This is a genomic window from Pirellulales bacterium (assembly GCA_036499395.1).
Lineage (GTDB): Bacteria > Planctomycetota > Planctomycetia > Pirellulales > JACPPG01 > JACPPG01.
Genome location: DASYDW010000063.1, coordinates 327,558 through 348,185 on the forward strand (window position 1 = coordinate 327,558; position 20,628 = coordinate 348,185).

At 60.3% G+C, this 20,628-nt stretch carries 16 protein-coding genes; 5 read left to right on the forward strand and 11 right to left on the reverse strand.

The features are described 5' to 3' along the window. Positions 1–2: 2 nt before the first annotated feature. The 9 genes from VGN12_10660 to VGN12_10700 form a co-directional block, all read right to left on the reverse strand. A complete protein-coding gene (locus VGN12_10660; GenBank protein ID HEY4309902.1) occupies positions 3–1,814 on the reverse strand; it encodes a cbb3-type cytochrome c oxidase subunit I in 1,812 nt (603 codons plus the stop codon). Further along, the gene (gene coxB / locus VGN12_10665) at positions 1,811–2,569 is read right to left on the reverse strand and encodes a cytochrome c oxidase subunit II (GenBank protein ID HEY4309903.1); all 759 of its coding nucleotides are present in this window, start codon (positions 2,567–2,569) and stop codon (positions 1,811–1,813) included. The genes VGN12_10660 and coxB overlap by 4 nt, the downstream gene beginning before the upstream one ends. A 134-nt stretch (positions 2,570–2,703) precedes the next feature. Beyond that, positions 2,704–4,017 (reverse strand): c-type cytochrome, encoded by a 1,314-nt coding sequence (locus VGN12_10670; protein HEY4309904.1) that lies wholly within the window; start codon positions 4,015–4,017, stop codon positions 2,704–2,706. A gap of 26 nt (positions 4,018–4,043) precedes the next feature. Further along, positions 4,044–4,961, reverse strand: a complete 918-nt coding sequence (locus VGN12_10675) for a hypothetical protein (protein ID HEY4309905.1) — start codon at positions 4,959–4,961, stop codon at positions 4,044–4,046. A 14-nt stretch (positions 4,962–4,975) separates the two neighbouring features. Continuing rightward, on the reverse strand, positions 4,976–5,725 hold the full coding sequence (locus tag VGN12_10680) for a hypothetical protein (GenBank protein ID HEY4309906.1): 750 nt from the start codon (positions 5,723–5,725) through the stop codon (positions 4,976–4,978). 142 nt (positions 5,726–5,867) lie between these two features. After that, positions 5,868–10,361: a hypothetical protein gene (locus VGN12_10685; protein ID HEY4309907.1), complete on the reverse strand. Its 4,494-nt coding sequence runs from the start codon at positions 10,359–10,361 to the stop codon at positions 5,868–5,870. A gap of 96 nt (positions 10,362–10,457) precedes the next feature. After that, positions 10,458–11,813, reverse strand: a complete 1,356-nt coding sequence (locus VGN12_10690) for a hypothetical protein (protein ID HEY4309908.1) — start codon at positions 11,811–11,813, stop codon at positions 10,458–10,460. 186 nt (positions 11,814–11,999) lie between these two features. After that, positions 12,000–12,773, reverse strand: coding sequence for a cytochrome b N-terminal domain-containing protein (locus VGN12_10695; protein ID HEY4309909.1), 774 nt, complete (start codon positions 12,771–12,773; stop codon positions 12,000–12,002). Positions 12,774–13,043: 270 nt separating this feature from the next. Beyond that, on the reverse strand, positions 13,044–14,138 hold the full coding sequence (locus VGN12_10700; protein ID HEY4309910.1) for a ubiquinol-cytochrome c reductase iron-sulfur subunit: 1,095 nt from the start codon (positions 14,136–14,138) through the stop codon (positions 13,044–13,046). Between the two features lie 383 nt (positions 14,139–14,521). Between VGN12_10700 and VGN12_10705 the strand changes: the two genes are divergently transcribed. The 3 genes from VGN12_10705 to VGN12_10715 all read left to right on the forward strand — a co-directional run bounded on the left by VGN12_10705 (position 14,522) and on the right by VGN12_10715 (position 17,561). Further along, positions 14,522–15,592 carry a glutamate cyclase domain-containing protein gene (locus VGN12_10705; protein HEY4309911.1) on the forward strand — a complete coding sequence of 357 codons (1,071 nt, stop codon included), beginning with the start codon at positions 14,522–14,524 and terminating at the stop codon, positions 15,590–15,592. A gap of 240 nt (positions 15,593–15,832) precedes the next feature. Then, entirely contained in the window at positions 15,833–17,116 is a 1,284-nt protein-coding gene (gene purD / locus VGN12_10710) for a phosphoribosylamine--glycine ligase (GenBank protein ID HEY4309912.1), read from the forward strand. A gap of 70 nt (positions 17,117–17,186) precedes the next feature. Then, positions 17,187–17,561: an STAS domain-containing protein gene (locus tag VGN12_10715; protein HEY4309913.1), complete on the forward strand. Its 375-nt coding sequence runs from the start codon at positions 17,187–17,189 to the stop codon at positions 17,559–17,561. Between the two features lie 100 nt (positions 17,562–17,661). On the opposite strand, the gene VGN12_10720 is transcribed toward VGN12_10715, so the two are convergent. Then, positions 17,662–17,877, reverse strand: a complete 216-nt coding sequence (locus VGN12_10720) for a hypothetical protein (protein ID HEY4309914.1) — start codon at positions 17,875–17,877, stop codon at positions 17,662–17,664. Between the two features lie 215 nt (positions 17,878–18,092). On the opposite strand from VGN12_10720, the gene VGN12_10725 reads away from it, so the two are divergent. Further along, positions 18,093–19,289, forward strand: coding sequence for a M20/M25/M40 family metallo-hydrolase (locus VGN12_10725; protein ID HEY4309915.1), 1,197 nt, complete (start codon positions 18,093–18,095; stop codon positions 19,287–19,289). 24 nt (positions 19,290–19,313) lie between these two features. On the opposite strand, the gene VGN12_10730 is transcribed toward VGN12_10725, so the two are convergent. After that, entirely contained in the window at positions 19,314–19,637 is a 324-nt protein-coding gene (locus VGN12_10730; protein ID HEY4309916.1) for an HU family DNA-binding protein, read from the reverse strand. A 432-nt stretch (positions 19,638–20,069) separates the two neighbouring features. On the opposite strand from VGN12_10730, the gene VGN12_10735 reads away from it, so the two are divergent. Further along, positions 20,070–20,558 (forward strand): hypothetical protein, encoded by a 489-nt coding sequence (locus VGN12_10735; protein HEY4309917.1) that lies wholly within the window; start codon positions 20,070–20,072, stop codon positions 20,556–20,558. The last annotated feature ends 70 nt before the right edge of the window (positions 20,559–20,628 follow it).

Sequence of the window (20,628 nt, forward strand, 5' to 3'; positions counted from 1 at the left end):
GATTAATGGTGTCCGTGATCGTCGGTGGGAATGTGCCCTTCGGGGGGCGGTTGCGTTTGCGGATAGTAATCGATGTCGACTTCCGGCGAGCCGTACTCGTACGGTCCACGGTAGACGATCGGCTGTGCGTCGAAGTTGCCGTGCCCCGGCGGGCTGGGGGCGAACCATTCCAGGCTATTGGCGTGCCAGGGATTGCGTCCGACTTTCTTCCCGAAAAAGATGCTGTAGAAGAAATTGATCGCGAAAATGATCTGCGCGGCACCCATGCCCAAGGCGCAAATCGTCATGAACTGATTCATCGGTTGCAGATGCCGGAACGTCAGATAGTGATACGGGTCTGCCAACCGCCGTGGGAAGCCGCCGGCCCCCAGAATATGCATCGTGTAGAACGTGCCGTTGAAGAAGATGAACGACAGGAAGAAGTGTACTTTCCCCCAGAACTCGTTCATCATGCGGCCGAACATCTTCGGGAACCAGAAATAGATTCCCCCGAAGACGCCGAAAGCGGTACCGCCGAACAACACATAATGAATGTGTCCGACGATGAAGTACGTGTCGTGAATGAAGATGTCGACCGGCGTGGCCGCCATGAAGATGCCCGACAAACCGCCGATGATGAACATCGAAACGAACGACAGGGCAAACAGCATCGGCGTGGTGAACTGGATGCGTGCGCCCCAGATCGTGCCTAGCCAGTTGAACACTTTTACAGCGCTCGGCAGAGCGATGAACATCGTCGAGACCATGAACGTCATGCCCAGGTACGGGTTCATGCCCGACATGAACATGTGATGCCCCCAGACGATGAAGCCCAACCCGGCGATACCCGAGATCGAGTACACCATCGGCTTGTAACCGAACAGCGGCTTTCGCGCGAAGCATGAGATAATGTCCGAGACCATTCCCATCGCCGGCAGGATCATGATGTACACAGCCGGGTGCGAATAGAACCAGAACAAGTGCTGCCAGAGCAAGGTCTGACCACCGCCAGCACCTGCCGAGACGTTATTGACGACCAGCCCTTCCGGAATGAAGAAGCCGGTGCCGATCGTGCGGTCGAGCAATTGCATGAACAGTGCGGCGGTCAAAACCGGCAACGCGAAAGCTTGCAAAATTGCGGTAATGAACATGGCCCAGATCGTCATCGGCATGCGGAACATCGTCATGCCTGGAGCGCGCATCTGGATGATCGTGGTCATGTAATTGACCGATCCCATCATCGACGAGACCCCCACGAAGATCAGCCCGATCAGCCATAGCGTCTGCCCAGCCTGGCTCCCCGGTGCCGCGCCCCACACGGCAGACAACGTGGCGTAGGCCGTCCATCCGGACGATGCCGCCCCGCCTGCTACGAAGAAGCTGCCGACCATGCACACAAAGGCCGGCCACATGAACCAGTAGCTGAGCATGTTCAGCGTCGGGAACGCCATATCGTCGGCCCCGATCATCAGCGGGATCAGGAAGTTGCCGAACGCACCCGCCAGAATCGGAATGATCACGAAGAAGATCATCACCGAGGCGTGCATCGTGAACAGCATGGTGTAGAACTCGGGCGAGATCTGTCCCCCTTCGGCCGAGAACAGCATCTTTCCGACAATCGGCATTTCGGACCAGGGCCAGGCCAACTGCCAACGCACGGCCAGCGCCAACAACCCGCCCACGACGAACCATAGCAGCGTCGAGAACAGGAACTGGATGCCGATAACTTTATGATCCAGCGAAAACACGTACGTGCGCAGAAAGCCTGCCGAATGCCCGTGATCGTGAGCATGCGCATCGTCGTGAGCGTAATCGCCGAGAGCGGAGGTACTCATTTCGTCGCCTCTTGTGCCGCAAACATTTCAGACAGCCACTCGTCATATTCGTCGCGAGGCTGCACCGTGAGCCGCCCCTTCATCTTGTAGTGCCCCCAGCCGCACAGCTCGGCGCAGACAAGATCATACGTGCCCGTCTCGGTCGCTTTGAACCAGACGGGAATCATCATGCCGGGAACCGCGTCTTGCTTGACGCGCAGATTCGGCAGGAAGAAATCGTGCAACACGTCCTGGGTCTTCAGCGAGACGAGAATCTCCTCGTTGACCGGGATGTGCAAATCGTTCACATGGTAAATGTCGTCGGGCGTGCCGAGCTTGTTGTCCTTGCCCGGGTAGCGCAGCCGCCACTCGAATTGCCGGCCCGTCACTTCGACCGTCACTGGCAACCCCTCGGCGCCGGGATTGCGAATCTTCACATCGGCCCAGGCGTTCATCTGGTAGATGGCGATGAACAGCAGCGTAGCGGCCGGCAGGATGGTCCAAATGACTTCCAGGTTGTGGCTGCCGTGCATGTACTTCACGGGGTCGTTGTTCTTCGCCCCGTCGTAGCGCCACATGAACCAGAACAGCAGCACTTCGGTGGCGACGAACACTAGACCCGTCAGGATCAGGATGAACGTCCACAGGTGGTCGATCTGATGGCCATGCTCCGAGATGTCGCGCGGCAACCAATACCCAGCTCCTGGCGCCCACCAAAAGACGCCAACACCCAGGACCGGTACCAGCAAAAACAAAATGCTCCAGAACCTACCCACAATCATCCTCCCACAAGCATCACTTGCGGCTTATTTGCGTGTCATGCAAGCGGCGGCCGTCTGGCCTGCACGCCCAATTCTCAATTCGTCGTTTCACTCGCCCCGTTCACTCGCACTTACTATTCGTGAACGTTCTATTCGTGCCAAGAGTCGAGACCGGCCAATCGTCCCTTGCCCACCTGCGGATCGCTAAGCTTCTCGTAGGGAAGCGTCCGGACGTAATTGACGATGTGCCAAATCTCTTCTGAGGTCATGCCGCTGGGATTGCTGGCGTCCGCACCGCCCTGTGGCATCGGGGTGCCGTTGATGCCTGCAAAGATGCGGCGGTAAAGGTCCACCGGACGACGTCCAAAGCGATAGATCCCCAGCCGCAAATTGCGCGGTTGCACTTGTTGTTGAGGCAAAAGCCATTTGTGCTCTTCGGCAACCAACTTCGTTTGCAAATCGCTGAGTGCCTCGGACTTCTCTTTCCTATCCTCGATGCCGTTGGCGTCGGCAATCTTCTTCGAAATATCGGCGAACTGCTTCACCTTGTTCCAGTCGTCGAACAGCAATTCCTCGCTGCCGTCTCCCATCGCCGTGGGACCGTGACACTTCGCGCATTGCGCTTTGGCGCCTCGGAACAATTCCGCTCCCTTGGCAACCGAGGCCGCTAACGCCTCGGGGGTATCGGTCGGTGGGCCATCGGGCGGAACAACGATCGATGATTCCGCCTGCGCCCACGATTCGGCCACGGGAGTCAGGTAATCGCCGGCCAAATCGCTGAGCTTTGTAGTCTTCAGATCGATGGCATCGCCTTCGTCCAGAACCTTGATCAACAGCAGTGTCTCGGTCTGGCCGCGGATGCTGAGGTACTTCACATATTCGACCAGCGCATCGATTTCGTCATCCGGCAACAGCAGGAACGACGGCATCGCCGTGCCCGCAATTCCTTCGTGAAGGATGCGCCGCATGTCGTCGGTCGTCGGCTTGGCGGCGCGGGCCGTGCTCTTGAACTTGAAGGCGCCCGTTCGGTAATCGCGGGGGTACGGATTCAAGAAAGCAGCCGTCGGTCCGGCGCCATCGCCGCTGATGCCGTGGCAGTGCGCACAATGCTGGCGATAAAGTCCCAATTGAGCGCCGGTATGCTTGCGCCCGGCGGGACCGGCCGCCATCTCAACCTTGCGTCGGTCAAGGCCCGACTCGGGCATGACGTACGGAGCGTCTGGCTCGCCGAACATGGCGTACAGCACGGTCGAGACCGCTTCGAGCGACGTCCCGATCTCTTGCTTCGCCTTTCGCTCGTCCTCATTCTCCTCGCTGCCCGTGAGCTGCAAATCTTCCGGGCTGCGGCCTTGCAGGTTCAGGCGAAAGACCGGGGCATCGCTCTTGCCACAGCCGACCAGCACCGGCATGACCAGAGTACACGCCGCGAGGACCAGCAAATGATTAAACGTAAAGCTCTTCATGATCGAATCTCAATGAAAGCGCGAACTCAATGAAACGCGGTAGCCGGCACTTCGATCGTCGCCAGGTCCAACTCGCCATCGGCCGGAACCTTGACCTTGAATCGACCTTTGCTCCAGCCCCCCTTGGCCTCGAGGCCGCCGGTGGCTTGCTCGTGCCAAACCTGGAACTCGATATCTTCGCCGGCCGGCAGGTTCTTGATCTCGAACGAGCCGTCCGGTTTCGAAACTGTGACATACGGATCGTCGCGAGCAATGATGAACGCCTTCATCCACGGATGAATACTGCAGGTCGCCGACTTCGGCTCGCTCATCGGCCGGCTGAACTTGTAAGTGACCGACGAATTCGGCTGCAACAACGGGTTGGCCGGCGTGTTGCCGCCCCCCGGATCAAAGCTCGTATTGTGCGAGACCGGATCGCTGTTCTTAATCTCGAGCGGCACTTTCGTGCTCGTCGCGAACACGTGGCTCAAGAACAAGCAACCTTTCTGATCGAAAATCGGCGGAGTTGCTTCTGCCGGCGCGGCACCGTCCTCAGGCTTAAAAACGCGCGACACCTTGCGGGCGAAGACTACGACGTTCGCAATCCCCTTGTTGCCCGAATCAACGACCAATTGCTGGTTGGGAACCTGCTGACCGCAAACGGCGCCGTCTTTACCAGCAGTTGAGAGAAACGCGGCCGCTGGCGGATCGCCCGCGAAAACGAACTTCCCTTTCAGCGCGCCCCAACCGGTGCCCGTCGGCTCGGCCGTTTGCGTAGCCGCGGCCTCACCGCCGCCGGAACCAGCACGGAGTTCCTTGGCGACACTAACATTCGGCGCAGGATTGATCGCGATCGCCTTTCGGCATCCCGAGGTGCCGACCAATACCAGGCCTGCAACGGCCAAGATCAACGTTGTCGCAACAAAGCGGATCACAGCGTCCCCTCGCAGTAGATTAAGTGTCATGCGCCCGAGGCTTGTTACTTGTTGAACAATTTCGGTTCAAGTTTCACCGAACCCAGGTCGTTGTCGCCGGCCTTGATCTCCATCGTGAAGCGTCCCTTCGGCCAGGCCTTCGTATCGACGTTGCCGGCCTTCTCTTGCCACACTTGGAACTCCAGCTTACCGGCAGGCAGGTCCTTGATCTCGAACGAGCCGTCCGCATTTGATACCGCGAAGTACGGGTTGTCACGCGGCAGCACCAGCGCCTTCATCCAAGGATGAATATTGCAAGCCACGGGCTGCGGGATGACCTGGGCACGAGCATACTTGTAAGTCGCTTCCTTACCCGGCGAGATCAGAGGATTCGCTCCCTGACCGCCGACCTCGGTGACGTTGCTGTTGTGCGAAAACGGATCCGAGTTCTTCACCACCAGCGTTTGCGAAATCAACATTGGCAGGATGTGCGGCTCGAACCGGCAATCCTTGTTGTCTAGTTCAACCTTGTCAGGATGCTTTTCGACTTCCGGGTTGACCTTAACGCCCTTGGTTCGGCAAAAAATCACGACGTTCTTGATGCCGCCATCGGCGCCGACCACCAGCGATTCATCCACCGGATTGTGCGTCATGCACATCGGCTCTTTGGCCACGTTCAGCTTCTGCGGCTCCGGGGCTTTGCCGTCGTAAACGAACTTCCCCTTCAGGTTGCCCCACTGCGCGTCGGCCGACGCCGACACCGAAAGGACCACCGCCAAACACGCCGCCATTATTTGCACGCGATTGCAAAACATGTTGCTTGATTTCCTCTCGCACATGCGTCGAACCAAAGCTCATTGAACTCGGGCCGACAATGTCATGGGCCTTGCGCCCTTCTTTAAAACTTCGGTTATCGCTCCGCTTCGGCAGAGCACGCCGGTCGCTTCCCCGCGACCTCTATAGTCCCGCCGCCGCATCCTGGTGCGCCGGAACAGCGTTTCCGCCCTCGGCCGCGGCCGTCGCCGGCGGCGCCGGCTTCACCATCGGCTTGATCGACGTGCGATCCTTCATGTACGTGTCGTAGTTCAACAGGAAGTCCACGACACCTTCGACTTGATCCAGGCTGGTGCCTGGGAACAGGCTCTGGTCCGCCGGTTTATCCGGCGGGAAGTTCACCGGCATGCCCGTGTAAGGCAACAGGCGCTTCGGATTGCCGATCCACTTCTGCACAAAGTCGGGACGCAAACGTTGGTAAACGCGATCCAGGTTCGGCGCAAGGGCCGCCACGCTGCCGGCCGGCGTAAAGTCTCCCACCTTGTGGCACTTCACGCAGTATTCGTTGCCGGTGATGATCCTCAGCGCGTCCTCGAACCGCTTCGGATGCTTCGTATCCTGCGCGGCCAGATAGCTCGAATCCGTGCGATGGTCGACCAGGTACGGATACTGCGCACCGTCGACCGCGGCAAAGTAATTCGCCAGCTGCGTGGCCTCTTCGCTCGACATGTTGAACCGCGGCATACGCAGCACGACGGCCGGGCGAATCGGATACGGATTTAGAAGGAAGTCGTGCAGCCATTGCGTCTGCACCTTGATTCCTTCGTTCAAGAGCGGCGGAGGGACCCAACCCCAGGCGTCGCTCGACTTGGCGTTCGGATTGGTGGCTTGCTCCTGGGCTAGCGCCACGGGTTGCAGCAACCGAGCGAAATTGCCACCGTACGGCGGAATCTTCTTCGTGATGCGGCTTTCCTGGACCGGCGCCTCGGCACCTCCGACGATCCACGGCTGACCGTTGATCGGCAGCGAACGCCACAGTCCGAAATAATGCAGCGGGTTACCGTCGTCGTCCTCAGCCACTTCCGGATTCGGCATGCCTGTGACTTTGGCGTGACCCAGCCCGCGATTATCAACCTTCTTCGACTCCGCCAGTTGTTGCGGCGTGAAGTGCGGCTTTTCGAACGCGTAATCCTCGAACGGAGGCGGCTCGGGGAAGGTCTTGGGATCGAAATCGAATTCCCAGCTTTCCATCCGGAACGTATGGCAGCCGTCGCAATTGAACTTCGTAATCAAGCGCTCGCCGTCGAGCACGGCCTGACGACGCGGATCGGCCTTGTATACGTACTGCGACGCGGGGGGCTCGGCCACGAGCCCCAGCACGAACGTGATCACCGCTTCACGCTGCTTATCCGAAAGATTGAATTTCGGCATTCGCAGCCGCTCGATGTAATCCTTGTTCTCGGTCATCCGGTAGTCGTAACTGCGCGGTTCACGCAGCTTCTGCCAAATGAAACCTTCGCGCTCGTGATTGACGACCGTCTCGAGGAAGAAGCCGGTATCGGCATCGGCATGGTGCGGATCGAGCGCTTGCTCGATGTTGTGAATGTGCCCATGCCCATGCACGAAGTTCTCTTGTGCGATGTACTGCACAACCTGCTCGAAGGCCAGCTTCGACGGCTCCTTGCGCCCCCAGTCGGCCAGTCCGGTACCGATCGGCTTCGAATCTTCGAAGCCTGGGATGTCGTGGCAGCCGGCACAACCCAAGCGGCCAATCGTGCGACGACCGACATACAGCAGCTTGTGCCGCTCGTTCTGCTCGGCCGTCATGCCGTCGGTCTGGACGAGCAGCTTCTCGTCGACCTTCAACTGATCCCGCAACTTGGCCGGGATACCGTTCTTCAAATAGTCCTCGGTCTGGCGATGCGTGAAGCTGCCACGCAGGTATTCGGCGGCCAGGTCATCCAGGTCCTTTTCGACCACGGACGGCGCTTCACCGGCCTTCCAGCCATCACGCGACGCCAGCAAGAACGCCGCTACGTCGGCTGCCGGATCCGAGACCTTACCGTCGGCATCGGTAACCGGTTCGAGGAACAGGTTCGGCATCACCGTGCGGGCGTGATAATGCTTCGGCTCGCGGACCCAGCTATAGAGCCACTTCGCCGCGTCGGGAGACGTCAGCTTGTCGCCGATGCGCGACAGATCGGGGCCCTGCGTATCCTTGGCGTCGGGGAAATCCTTGTGCTGATGGCAGGCCAGACAGCCGCGCACCTGGAACACGACCTTGCCACGCTCGGCCGAGGCCTCTTCGGTCACGCCTGGCTGCTTGTCTAGATATTTGAACGACTGGCTGATTTCGAGCAGATACTCGCTGACGGCACGAACCTCGACCGGCTCGAACCGCTCGGATTTCTCCAGGCCGGGGCTGGCGACGTAGACCGGCACCAAGACCGGCTCGCCTTCGTCATCCAGCACTTCCTTGCCGTCGGCGTCGAGCTTCGGCTCCATCTGCGGGCGGCCATTTTCGTCGCGGCGGATTTCGCGCAAGTGATCGTCGAGCCCGAAGAACTTCGGCATCCGCGTGGTGGGTCGGAAATCGACCGGACTGCGAATCCAGTTCGCCAGGAAGTTTACATCCAGCTTGCTCTTTACGAATCGCAGGCTTGGTCCGACCTTGCGATACGTGCCGGGCGTTTCCTCGTCGGTACCGAGCAAAGCGCCCAACTGATGCGTCTGCGTGCTCAAGCGTGCTTGCTTGGCGTCATCGCCCCCAGCTTTGGCAGCCTTCGCGGTGGCGGCGTCATCGCCGAGCATTTCGGCCAGCAGCTTGCGAGCCTGCTTCTCGGTCGGGTGATCGATGACCTGTTCGGCCAGTTGCCGTTCGTAATCGTTGAGTGCCGGATCCACCAGCACGCTGGCGGCGACGGCTCCGTAGTTCGGCTCAACGCGGATGTCCGGACCGCGACGACGGCTGGGTCCGTCGAAGCCGTTGATTTCATGGCAGCCAAAGCAGCCGTACTGCCGAATGATGTTGAAACCTTCGACCAGTTTCGGCGCCGGCGGATCAGGGAATCGCTCGCTCGGCTCGAGCTCAGTCACGGAGAAGTGACACTTCAAGCAACTGCTTTCCAGGAACCGTTCGGGACGCATCGGGAAGATCCAGTGATGGTTGCTGAACCAACCATGCTCGTCCTGCCACTCTTTCATCTCGTGCGGATCGTTCGGCGTGTGCGAAGCCCACTGGAAACTGGTCGCACTCCCCTGCCCTTCGTGGCAAATCGTACAGCCCACGTCCATCATCTTGTGCGGGCTCAGCGAGCCGACGAACAGATCCAACCGCGGGTGCGAGCTGAACGGGTGCGGCAGGCCGCGATTCACGCGCACCGTGACCGGCTGTCCCCAATTCACGCTGTCCAACAGATAACGCAAGACCAGGCTGCGCTCATGCGAGACGTCAACGTCATTGACGAATTGCACGACGTCGCCTACCTGGAACTCGGCGTCGGCCGCAGGGCTCGTCGGTCGCACGACGCTCACCACGATATCGCGTGCGTCGAGCAAACCGGTGTCGGCAAACTCCAGGCCATAGATCTTCGACAGTGCTTCGCGACGCTTCGGTTCGTCCGAGGGAATCCCGTCCTTGTATTCCGCCGGCGGTTCGGCCGGAGTCTTCAACGACAGCGGTACCAGTTCGTGCGGGCGCGGCGGGTAGGCCGGATCCGAGGCCGAGCCGGCCCCCGATTTGTCGATCGCCTGATGACACGTGATGCAGCGGTCGAAGCGGGCCACGTCGCTGAAGTTGTTGTTCAACGTCAGCTTCGGCAGCCAAATCTGCTCGATCTTCAAGGGGCTGTTGAAAGCATTGATGATCGGCAAGTCGAGAATCTCTTTGCCGCGGGTCAACTGACGATCGGCCTTCGCCTTTTCCAAACGATCCAAGTCAGCCAAGTGATCGCCGAGCGCCTTCTTGGCCGCCCCGACCTGTACGCCCGACTGAGCGACGATCTGCTCCAGATCGACGCGGTGCGTTTTGGCCTGCTGATATTCACGGGTCATCTCATTGACGTTTTCAACGACCTTGTTGACCGCTTCTTGTCGGCGCGCGAGCTCAGCCTCGGGCAATCCTTCGCCGACGCCCAAGTTGTAGCTGCTGCGTTCGACGTCCAGATCCGCGCGGCGAAACTTTAGCAAGCTGAAGCGCTTGTCTTCGTCGAATTGCGCCTGGCGAACGAGGTCGTCCATGGCCTGAATGAGGTTCTTGCGGGCCGAGACCATCTGCGCGGCCGTCCCCTCATCGCCAGACTTCTTCTGGAGCTCTCGCACGGCCTTGTCAGCGTTTTCGATCTTCGTCAGATCGTAGCCGTTTTGATCGACATGCGGACGCGCTTCGTCCAGGAATGCCGTAACGATGCTTTCGGCAGGCGGCTCGGCCTCGGCCGCGGTGACGGCCTTTTCCAGTTCGACCTTCTTCTGCTCGAACTCGCCATTGTCCTGGTCGTTGATCTTGGCCTGCGTAAACCAGGTCTCGATCTCACGGAATTTGCGCTGGACGGGCTTCCATTCGCGGTTGTGGTCCGCAGCCAGCATCCACACCGTGGTTACCAGCATCGCCACTCCCGAGATGCCGAACACGATGTGCAGCAACTTGGAGTCGCGCCAAGTTTGTTCAGTAGCAGGCATGTCGAAACGCCTTTACAGCCTTAAATACAACGGATGCGGATTTGCGTCTATCGCGCTGACCGGCACGGCGCTTCCGCGCCGCGGGCGGACGGCGCCCTAAAAATTCAAGAAGTACTCAGGGATGCTGATGAAGTATTTCAAGTTCACACTCCACCGCGCCACCATCTTCAACGGCAGCGAGCCCATCATCAAAAGCAGGTTCGCCATCAGCATGTAACGGATGAACCCCATCTTGACGAAAAACTTGCGGAAGATCGTCGCTGCCATGATCGGCGGCAGCAGCACGAAATAGGCGAACACCAACAAAATGCCAGGCAGCTCGCGCCACAGGATATAGCCCAACTCGGCCATCGCTCCTGATCCCGGCGGCGCCTTTGGCATGCTCTGGTTCAACCACTTGATCCAGAAAAACTGCGAAAGGTCGACGTTGTTCTGAGCCAAGACTTTATGCGCATCCCAGGTCTCGAACGGTCCGAAGAAGTTCCAGTTCGGTCCGCGCAGGAAGGTCCCCAGAATGATTAATATCACCCACAGCTCGAGGAAGCCGAACTGAAATATCAGGTAGGCGAACTTCCGCTCCGAGATCGTGTAGTAGCCCGATCCCTTGCGATTGAAATCCAGGTACGGAATCGCCATCAACCCCAGCAACACGACGCTCGGCAGCACCACGCCCGCCATCCACGGATCGTAGTACACCAGCATTTCCTGCAAGCCCAGGAAGTACCACGGCGCCTTCGACGGATTCGGCGTCTTGACGCGGCTCGACGGCTCTTCCAGCGGAGCCTGTAGCGCGATCGCCCACAGCAACAGAAACGCGGTCAGAGCGACCATGCAGATCAGCTCGGTATAGACCAGGTCAGGCCAGACCAGCACCTTCTCGCTGTCTTCTTTTTCCAGCGGGGGCAGGCCTCGCGCGGCGCGATCGTCGTTCAACACGGCCTTATAAGTGGCCAGCCAGGTGAAGAAACCCAGCAAGAACACCAAGCCCACGATCGGCACATTGTCAGGCTTGGCGACGATGGCGGTGAAGTTGGGATCGGTCATCGCCATCCCCATCGCCAACAGCGCCAAATTCAATAACGTCCAGGCCACCGGCGGCAGAGTCCAAGCACGGCGAAAGACAAACAGCGCCGTAAACAAAGCCAGCGAACCCAGGGCCAACGTCACCGGCCCTGAAAGCTCGTTGACGATCTGCTTCACATCCGAGGGCAATTCCGGTGGCAGCCCAATCATGGCCAACGGGGCACAGATGAAGAAGGCCGCACCGACCAGTAGCCAGACCAACACGTTGGTCACCGGCACCGTGGTGGCCCCGAACTTTAACGTTGTATAGGTCTTCGGCCCCTTGCGCCACATTACCAGGGCTGCGACCCAATTCAGGGCGCACAACAGCAAGTAGTAGAAGCCCAGCAGCGTCGCAATCTTCATCAAGAAGCCAGGATCACTATGCATATCGATTTCCGATCCCTACGAATTCCGCTGGCCCGGGGGCACCGTCGTTCAAACAACCCACCGTTATCGAAAACAAACGGCCCACCGCACAGAAAACCCGCCGTACAGAAAACACTGCCGGAATGTCCGTCAATCCATCAATTCAAAACACACACGCACGCGCGATCCCTGCCGGTCGCGTGTGGTTTACAGCGGTCCGCTGATGCCGCCGTCTTTGCGCACCCGCCAGAAGTGGATCGCCAACAGCAGCGCCACAGCCAACGGAATCGCGATGCAATGCAACACGTAAAAGCGATTCAAAGTATCTTCACCGACGAAACGCGCGCCGATCGTTACGAAGCGGGCGTCCGAGGCGTTGGTAATCATCGAGATGCCGTCGATATTCAACAGCTTGGCACCCGGCCCTTCGTGTCCCATGATCGGCGTTGCGCGAGCCATGTTCGAACCGACAGTGATGGCCCAGATCGCCAACTGGTCCCACGGCAGCAGGTAGCCGGTAAACGACAATAGCAGCGTGAGCAGCAAGAGCAGCACGCCCACGACCCAGTTGAATTCTCGCGGCGGTTTATAACTGCCCGTGAGAAAGACGCGATACATGTGCAGCCAGGTCGTGATGACCATCGCGTGCGCACCCCATCGATGCAGCTCGCGCATGATCCCCAAACTAGTCACATCGCGTAAAGACAGAATATCGTTGTACGCCCATTCCAAGGTCGGGCGGTAATAGAACATCAACAGCACGCCGGTCACGGTCTCGACCAGAAACAGAAAGAACGTGACGCCCCCCATGCACCAGGTGTAGCTCAGCGCGATCCCTTGCTTCTTGATCGAAACCGGGTGCAAGTGCAGGAAGAAATTCGTCAGCATCACCACGATGCGATTGCGCCGATCGAGCGGCATCGGATGACGAAAGACGCTCTTCCAGAGCTGCGAGTTACGAATGGCTTCGCCGAGCGACATGGATAATTCCGCTAGTTTTTAGTCAACCAACCCGAAGGAACCTGAGCTGCATCCCTCGCTTGCAATCAACCTCGCATGCCCCTGCCATGCCTGACCGATGCCGCCATGCCTGGCGAATACCCGTCACTCTTGGCGATTCATCGGCCAACGAAAAAAGCGGGGACCCCGCCGGGGCCCGCCGCCAACTTCGTCACTAGCGCGACCGCCTCGCGACAAACCAACCACACAAAGGGGCAATTCTCACTCCGACGCCTTAACGCATACAGCTGCTTATACCGACACAAAGCAGCCCGGATCACTCCACTGCCCCAACTCTTCCTGGAACGTTCGGCTCTTGTCGACTTCCAACTGGCCGTCGTCGGCAAGCTTGATCGCGTACCGCTCGAGCGGACGAGGAGCCGGACCTTCGAAGTTAACGCCGTCCTTATAAAAACCACTGCCGTGACAGGGGCATTTGAATTTCTGCTCAGCTTCCAGCCAATTCGGCGTGCAACCCAGGTGCGTGCAAACCGTCTTCAGAGCTACGATCTGGCGAATTCCCTTGTATTCAACATTCACCGGCCAGATGCCGAATTGTGCCTTGAACTTCTCGTCGACAACGCCCGGCGGAAAATCGTTAGGGAAGCCGATCTTGAAGCGACTTGGCGGCTCGGTCAGCACATTCGGAAACATGTAACGCAGCGTGGCTAGCGTCCACAAACCGCCGGTTGCGGCCAAGGAAGCGAAGCCCACCCCCAGGAACGAACCCAACAACACGCTCAAGAAGAAACGACGCTCTTCCTGCGGAACAGCTTCCTTGGCTTTCGGCTTTGCATAGTCGGGCTTGGCCGGCATTGGCGGAGCAACCGATTCGCCTTTAGCAGGCTTCGCCGGCGCGTCTGGCTTCAGTCGCGCGGCCGCTTCGGACTTGCTCACTGGGCCAGGCTTAGCGGCGGCACGTGCCGCCGCCAGAATACTCGACGTGTCACGCACCGCAGCGCCCGCTACGGGCGCCGCTGGTTTCGCGGCAGGCTTATCGAGCTTCGGCTTCGGCGCGGGCTTCTCGGCCGCCGGCTTTGCAGCGGCAGCAGGCTTCGCTGCAGCTTCGGCGGCAGCAGCCTTGTTCGCACGGGCCGCCGCCAGAACTTCTGCGACACTTAGCTTTGCACCACCCGCGACGGCCGATTTTGGCTTCGCCACAGGCGCCTGGGCCGCAGGCGACTCCTCGGCGCCGTTGCCGGCAGCAGCTATCGGCTCAGCGGCCGGCGGCGATTGGGCCGGGGGCGCTGTAGCAGGTTCAGCAGCGGCCGGTTGCCCGGCTGCTGCGGTGTTTTTTCGAGCGGCCGCCAGAATATCGGCCACGGACATCTTCTTTTTTTCGGTCATGCGGCTGTACTCGCTGGCACCGAGCGCGCGACCGTAAGGCTAGAAACGCCCTGATCGATCAAACGCTGCAAAGGGCTATGAAAAAGCAATTTACGGCTCAATGCGAGGGCCAAGAAGGGGTCTTGTGACATTTTTCACGAACTCCCCGCATTAATTTCTATCCTAACCTGCACGATTGTCAACTACCCTCGCCGAGAATGCCCGCCTCGCCAACCTGAGAAAATGGCGAAGCAAACGACGGCGGGGAAATCTGATTCCGCTAGCCTCGATCCGGATAGAATAGCGGTCGTTTCAAGAGTTGCCAGCAGCGCGGTTTGCAGGTATCCCCTTTGCTTCGGCACTTCGGCCTTCCGCCCCGTTTCCTTACCCCCCCCGCTCCCCCCTTGTCGTCAGCACAACGTCTCGCCTGGCCGTCGCTCGAAGCCTTGGTTCGTCGCGACCCTGCGCGCCGCGGGGTTGCCAGCTTTACCGTCGCCGGATCGCCGCTTTGTGCCGGCCAACTGATGGTGGCCGCCCAGGAGCTGGCCGCCCGCGCTACCGCCGTCGGAATCGTGACCGGTTTCTGCATTTCAGGTGCCAGCCCCCCGGCGGCGGAAACCGATGGCCCGCCGGGCGCGCTTCTGCTTGCCCGCACGCTGAACCTACTGGGGATAGAAGTGGCCCTGATCGCGGATCGCTATGCGACGCCGCTACTTGAGGTGGGCTGCGATTTCTTGGGCCTGCCACGCAGCATCGTTCGAGACTTTCCGCTGGAGGAAATCGCTCCGGCCGCCGCGTCGAATGCCACAACGATCACCCCGCAGGCGGACCGCTGGAGCGAAGACTTCTTGCGATCGGACCTTGGCAGCCGGCTATCGCATCTGATCTCGATTGAACACGTCGGGCCAAGTCATACCGAGCGCTCGTTTCTTGCTCAAAAGCGGAACGCGCCGCCGCCGCTAGCGAATTTCGAGAGCGCGGTACCCACGGCAAGCCGGGACGTTTGCCATAACATGCGGGGCAGCCCAATCGACGCTTGGACCGGTCGCGCGCACCGACTGTTCGAATTGATCGCCGAGTTCCATCCGCACATCACCACGATCGGCATCGGCGACGGCGGCAACGAAATCGGCATGGGCACGATCCCCTGGGAAACGCTGCGTCAGGCCATCATCGTCGGTCCCGGCGGACTGGTCCCCTGCCGTGTCGCCACCGATTACACGCTGTTGGCGGGCGTTAGCGACTGGGCGGCCTATGCTTTGGCTCTGGCCATGATTCCGCTGCGAGGCGCCGAGATACCAACGGCGTGGGACGAATCCTGCCTGCGCGAGTTGATCGAGCGGTTGGTCCGCGATGCTGGCGCTGTGGACGGCGTAACAGGCCGGCCTGAAGCCACGGTCGACGGTCTGCCACTGGAAACTTACCTGCAGGTCTTCTCAGGCATTCGCGAACTCTGCGCGGCTGCGGCGCGATAGGCCAATAACGGCCATCGCGCGAGCCGGCGACTATCGAATACGACGCCTGTTCCGCCGCGCGAACGATTCGGTAGTTGGGCTGCGTAGAAAGAATGCCAATAGGCGCCGCGGTGGCGTTTTTTCGCGATTCGCGGCCGTTCCGGCAGCTTGTGTGCAATGGGTCAAAGCGCTAGAATCGCCACCGGTGGCGCATGCGCAGGTGCAACATCGTTCAGTGGCTTTAATCCTGGTGCACCGGCTATGAAGCTCTTGGTGATCGGTAGCGGCGGGCGCGAACACGCGCTAGTCTGGAAACTCGCTCAAAGTCCGCACGTCGATCGGATTTTCGTCACGCCGGGCAACGCAGGCACGGCCGGTATTGCCGAGAACGTCGACATCAGCCCCACCGATTTTCCGCGACTCATCAAATTCGCGAAGCAGAACGACATTGGACTCACCGTCGTCGGCCCCGAAGGGCCTTTGACGCTGGGCATCGTCGATGCGTTCGTCGCCGAGAAGTTGCGAATTTTCGGCCCCACCAAGGCCGCCGCCGAGCTCGAAGGGAGCAAGGTCTTCTGCAAGAACTTGCTACGTCATGCTGACGTCCCCACGGGCGATTATCGCGTCTTCCGCAATGCCGACAGTGCCATCACGTTCCTGAAAGATCGCGAGGATGTGCCGGTGGTCGTGAAGGCCGACGGTCTCGCGGCTGGTAAGGGCGTGATCGTGTGCGCCGGCCGTACCGAGGCGCTCGAGGCCGTCGACCGCATCGGGCGCAAGCGTGAGTTTGGCACCGCCGGCGACCAGATCGTGATCGAAGAGCGCCTCGACGGCGAAGAGGCGAGCGTCCTGGCGATCACCGATGGGCAAACGATCGTCACGCTGCCACCCACACAAGATCACAAGCGCGCTCACGACGGCGATACCGGTCCCAATACCGGCGGCATGGGCGCCTATTGCCCGGCACCTGTCGTGAGCGATGAGATGCTCGCGCGCATCGAAGAGCACGTACTGGTGCCGACAGTTCATGCGATGAAGCGTGCCCGGCGGCCGTTTCGCGGCGTGCTGTATGCCGGGATCATGCTGACGAACCAGGGCGCCAAGGTCCTGGAATACAACGTTCGCTTTGGCGATCCCGAATGCCAGCCGCTGTTGATGCGGTTGAAGACAGACCTGCTCGAAGTGCTATTGGCGACGACCGAAGGACGTTTGGACGAAATCGCCCCCTTGGAATGGGACCCTCGCCCCGCGGTGTGCGTCGTCATGGCCAGCGAAGGTTATCCCGGCAAGTACGCGCGGCACAAACCGATCCGCGGCTTGGACGAAGCGGCGCGCCTGAAGGACGTCCAGGTCTTTCATGCCGGCACGACCATGCTCGACGGGCAAGTCGTCACCGACGGTGGTCGCGTCCTGTCCGTAACGGCGCTCGGCACCACGATTCCTGCCGCCAAGCTGAACGCTTACACCGCGGTGAAGGCCATCCGCTGGGACGGCGCCTGGTGCCGCAAGGATATTTCCGACAAGGCGCTTTGGAACTCGCGTTAAGCAACTTTCCTCCGTAAATAGCCATTCCGATTCAACGGCCATCTGCATCCACCACGGGGAGCAACCTTCTGTGAATTACGCACACCTGCGGCTGCAAGACCTAGGCGAGGTGTTAGTTGTCTATTTCCAGGAAGGAACGCTGACGGACGGAAACGTGATCGAGAAAATCGGGCACGAATTTAATGACGTCGCCCTCGAGGCGTCTGGAAATCGCAAGCTGCTGATCAATTTCCAGGGCGTGAAATTCATGTCGTCGGCGATGCTCGGCAAGCTGTTGCCGCTGCACAAGAAGTGCAAGAACGACAAGATCGTCTTGAAGTTCTGCAACATCTCGCCCAACCTGCTCGAGGTCTTCAAGATCACGAACCTCACCAAGCTGTTCGATATCTCGAACAGTGAAGCAGACGCGGTCGCTTCGTTCGGCAAGCGCGGCTTCTTTAGCTAACAGGTCGGGAAGTATCCCCAGCGCGGCCACGGACCGCGCAGCAGCTCGGCTAAAACTGCGCCTCAGATGCGCAAGCGCGACCGATCAGATCCCGAAGCGGTTAAGCAGCCTTGCGCCGCTTCTCCTGGGGGGCGTTTGCTTGTTTTCGCGTCGGCCCAGCGGTGTCGATCGGCAATTCGGTCGTGGCCTGATTGCTGCGCTCGCGTCGCGATATCGCAGCGACGGAGTAGACACCGCGAACGCCGACACCGATCGCGATCGCCGCGACCGCTAACCCGATCTCCAAGAGAGTGTCGATCCTGGTCAGGTAGTGCATGCTTGCCCGTCTGCTCTGGAGGCCAAAGGCTGCCACCGCGCGTGCTAATGAGTGCCGCGCGGGGCGCTCCCTGTTGAATTGGATCGGCGTCCCATGAGAACAAAATTTGCTAGCATGGCGGCCGGGCATGATTTGCCGCCCAGGTAAGCTGTAGCGACACGTAAACATCTATCGCGCATGCCGTGAACACGAAGTCCCAAAGGGAGCGATCAAGAATGCCGCTCGACGTCAGCGAGAAGTTGCGCGACGCCGTGATACGCGAGCGGTTGATCGAAACCGCGCAGCGCCTCGTGGCCGTCCCAAGTCCAACCGGCGACGCAGGCCAGGCAGCAAATTGCCTTGCCGAGTTGCTCCAGGCCGAGGGCTTCACAGTTGAGCGGCCGATCGCGGACCATGCGGCGGCGCCGGCCGTGGTCGTTCGATTCGACAGCGGGCGGCCTGGTCGCACTCTGCAATTCCACGGCCACCTCGATACGGTCCATTTGCCCTTCGTGCCGCCGGCGATCATCGACGGGAATTTAACCGGCAGCGGTGCCTCGGACATGAAAGGAGGGCTGGCGGCCGCGGTCGAGGCGCTACTTGTGTTGCGTGACACGGCCAGCTTAACAGGCGGCGCCGTCCTATTCGTCGCGCACGATTTGCACGAAGCTCCCTGGGGACTGGGACAACAGCTCAACGCGCTGATCGCCAACGGTGTTCATGGTGACGCCGTGCTGATTCCGGAACCACTCTCAGGCGCTCTGCCCACGGCCGGCCGCGGTTCGGCCACGTGGAAGGTCACACTGCGCCGCGCAGGCGCGCCTGTACACGAGGTGATGCGTTCGCAGGACGAGCCAAGTGTGATCAATGCCGGCGCCGAGTTGATCAGCACATTGGCGCGTTTGTCCGAGAGACTAGCGCAACAGAAACATCCGGTCGCAGACTGCGAGACGGTCTTCGTCGGCCAGGTGCATAGCGGCGAGATCTACAACCAGTACCCGCAAGAATGCTGGCTCGAGGGGACGCGGCGCTGGCTGCCGGAGACGGATGTAGTTGCCGTCGAACGAGAGTTTCGCGCTGTCGTGGCGGACGTTGCCGCCCGCACCGGCACGACCGCTCATATCGAGTGGCGACCGGTTCGGGGGGCCTTTATGCTCGACACTAACGATCCGCTTGTGACGACGTTCCAACGGGCCTTTGTCGAGCAGTGCGGTCAGCCGCTCGCTCGCGGCGCGAAGCCATTCGTCGACGACGGAAATAGCTTCTGGGCGCTAGCGCGCGTCCCCGCGATCACGCATGGCCCCCGCGCAGGCGGGCAGCACACCGTAAACGAGTGGGTTTCGATCGACGACCTGGTGCGCGTTGCGCATCTATACGCGCTAGTGGCCACGCTCTATTGCCCAGCCGTGCCGGAAGAATCTGGATCCGCCTAACTCGAAGGCAACCGAGTCCGTGGGCTACTTGCCCATGTCCTTCAATTGCTTCAGGGCGCGAACCGTGATCTTGGTCGAGGCGGGCTTGGCCGGCACGTCCATCGTTTCACCCGGCTTGAACGGGTTGGGGACGCCGGTCCGAGCCGGCTTGGCCGGAACGTGCTTGCGCTCGATCTTCACCAGACCCGGAATCGTGAACGAACCAGGACCGTCGAGGGCGCTGCCGATTTCCTCGCTCAAAGCGTCGAAAACGGCACTGATCTGCCCCTTCGACAACTGCGTCTTCTCGGCGAGCGACGTAAGAATTTCCGTCTTGGTCGGGGCCTTCTTGGATGCGTCTGGCGTCATGATTCGACCTGTCCTTATGGAATTGTGTTGTGCGGGCGACTATGCCGTGTGCGAAGAACGTCGACTGCTCTCGATCGGCCTCGCCGCAGATACCGCCGCGCCGGCTCTGGTGAACAGCACAATCGGAGCGATCCAACCCGTGACCACGGGATTGAACATCCGAACATTAAAAACGACGCCGGACGTGCTGGCAACCGCAAAATCCAGCCTGGCGCGGGCCGGATCATGGTCACCTTGGCGGCCGCGGCCCCCTCTCTCGTACCCCCCCTTATGCCAGCGCCATCGGCTGAAACATCGCCTAAGAACTCGCTCGATGGACAAAGCTGCGAGCCAGTCTGCGATTGGTCGATACCTGGTACAGCATGTATACTTACAGAGAACGGAAGCTGCTCCCTTCCCTAGTCTGCTAGCCCCCTGCCGGGACTCGGCATAATGCGCATGCGATCCATGGAACGCTGCACGAGATTGGTCGGCGTAGCCCTGCTGTTTACGGCGGGCTTTTCGACCGGATTGCAACACGCGCATCCCGGTGGATCAACGCCGCACGATCATCACCACGTCCGCCACACCGCGACGCTAGGCGTTCAGGAACCCGCATCCGATACGGCCGTCTGGCTGGCGGCGCCGTTGCACATGCATGTCTTTCTGCTCGGCTTTCAGTTCACCTTGCCCACGCAAGAGGAATCGAATTCCGAGCCCACCCCCGGCGAGCACATGCTGGTAGTGCGATTGATGGGGGATGATCTGACCGATTCGGCCGTACGTCTGCCGGCCGATACCGGCATCGCCCCCTTGGTCGCGGCGCCCATGAGTCTGCCCCTGGCTCCCGTCCAGCAGATCGTCGCGCCATGCAATTGGCAGAACGCCTCACCGCTGTGTGATTTAGCGCGCCACGAGCGCTCAGGCGTTTTACGGGCCTGATTCTCTCTGCGCGACAGCATTGCTGTTGTGCGCTTCCGACCGCTCACGGCGCCACGTTAATCGGCGCCGC

Coding starts and splice junctions, on each gene's coding strand:
- purD (HEY4309912.1), top strand. CDS start 15,833: ATGAAGCTCTTGGTGATCGGTAGCGGCGGGCGCGAACACGCGCTAGTC.
- VGN12_10660 (HEY4309902.1), bottom strand. CDS start 1,814: ATGAGTACCTCCGCTCTCGGCGATTACGCTCACGACGATGCGCATGCT.
- VGN12_10690 (HEY4309908.1), bottom strand. CDS start 11,813: ATGCATAGTGATCCTGGCTTCTTGATGAAGATTGCGACGCTGCTGGGC.
- VGN12_10685 (HEY4309907.1), bottom strand. CDS start 10,361: ATGCCTGCTACTGAACAAACTTGGCGCGACTCCAAGTTGCTGCACATC.
- VGN12_10730 (HEY4309916.1), bottom strand. CDS start 19,637: ATGACGCCAGACGCATCCAAGAAGGCCCCGACCAAGACGGAAATTCTT.
- VGN12_10735 (HEY4309917.1), top strand. CDS start 20,070: ATGCGCATGCGATCCATGGAACGCTGCACGAGATTGGTCGGCGTAGCC.
- VGN12_10695 (HEY4309909.1), bottom strand. CDS start 12,773: ATGTCGCTCGGCGAAGCCATTCGTAACTCGCAGCTCTGGAAGAGCGTC.
- VGN12_10680 (HEY4309906.1), bottom strand. CDS start 5,725: ATGTTTTGCAATCGCGTGCAAATAATGGCGGCGTGTTTGGCGGTGGTC.
- VGN12_10725 (HEY4309915.1), top strand. CDS start 18,093: ATGCCGCTCGACGTCAGCGAGAAGTTGCGCGACGCCGTGATACGCGAG.
- VGN12_10700 (HEY4309910.1), bottom strand. CDS start 14,138: ATGACCGAAAAAAAGAAGATGTCCGTGGCCGATATTCTGGCGGCCGCT.
- VGN12_10675 (HEY4309905.1), bottom strand. CDS start 4,961: ATGACACTTAATCTACTGCGAGGGGACGCTGTGATCCGCTTTGTTGCG.
- VGN12_10720 (HEY4309914.1), bottom strand. CDS start 17,877: ATGCACTACCTGACCAGGATCGACACTCTCTTGGAGATCGGGTTAGCG.
- VGN12_10670 (HEY4309904.1), bottom strand. CDS start 4,017: ATGAAGAGCTTTACGTTTAATCATTTGCTGGTCCTCGCGGCGTGTACT.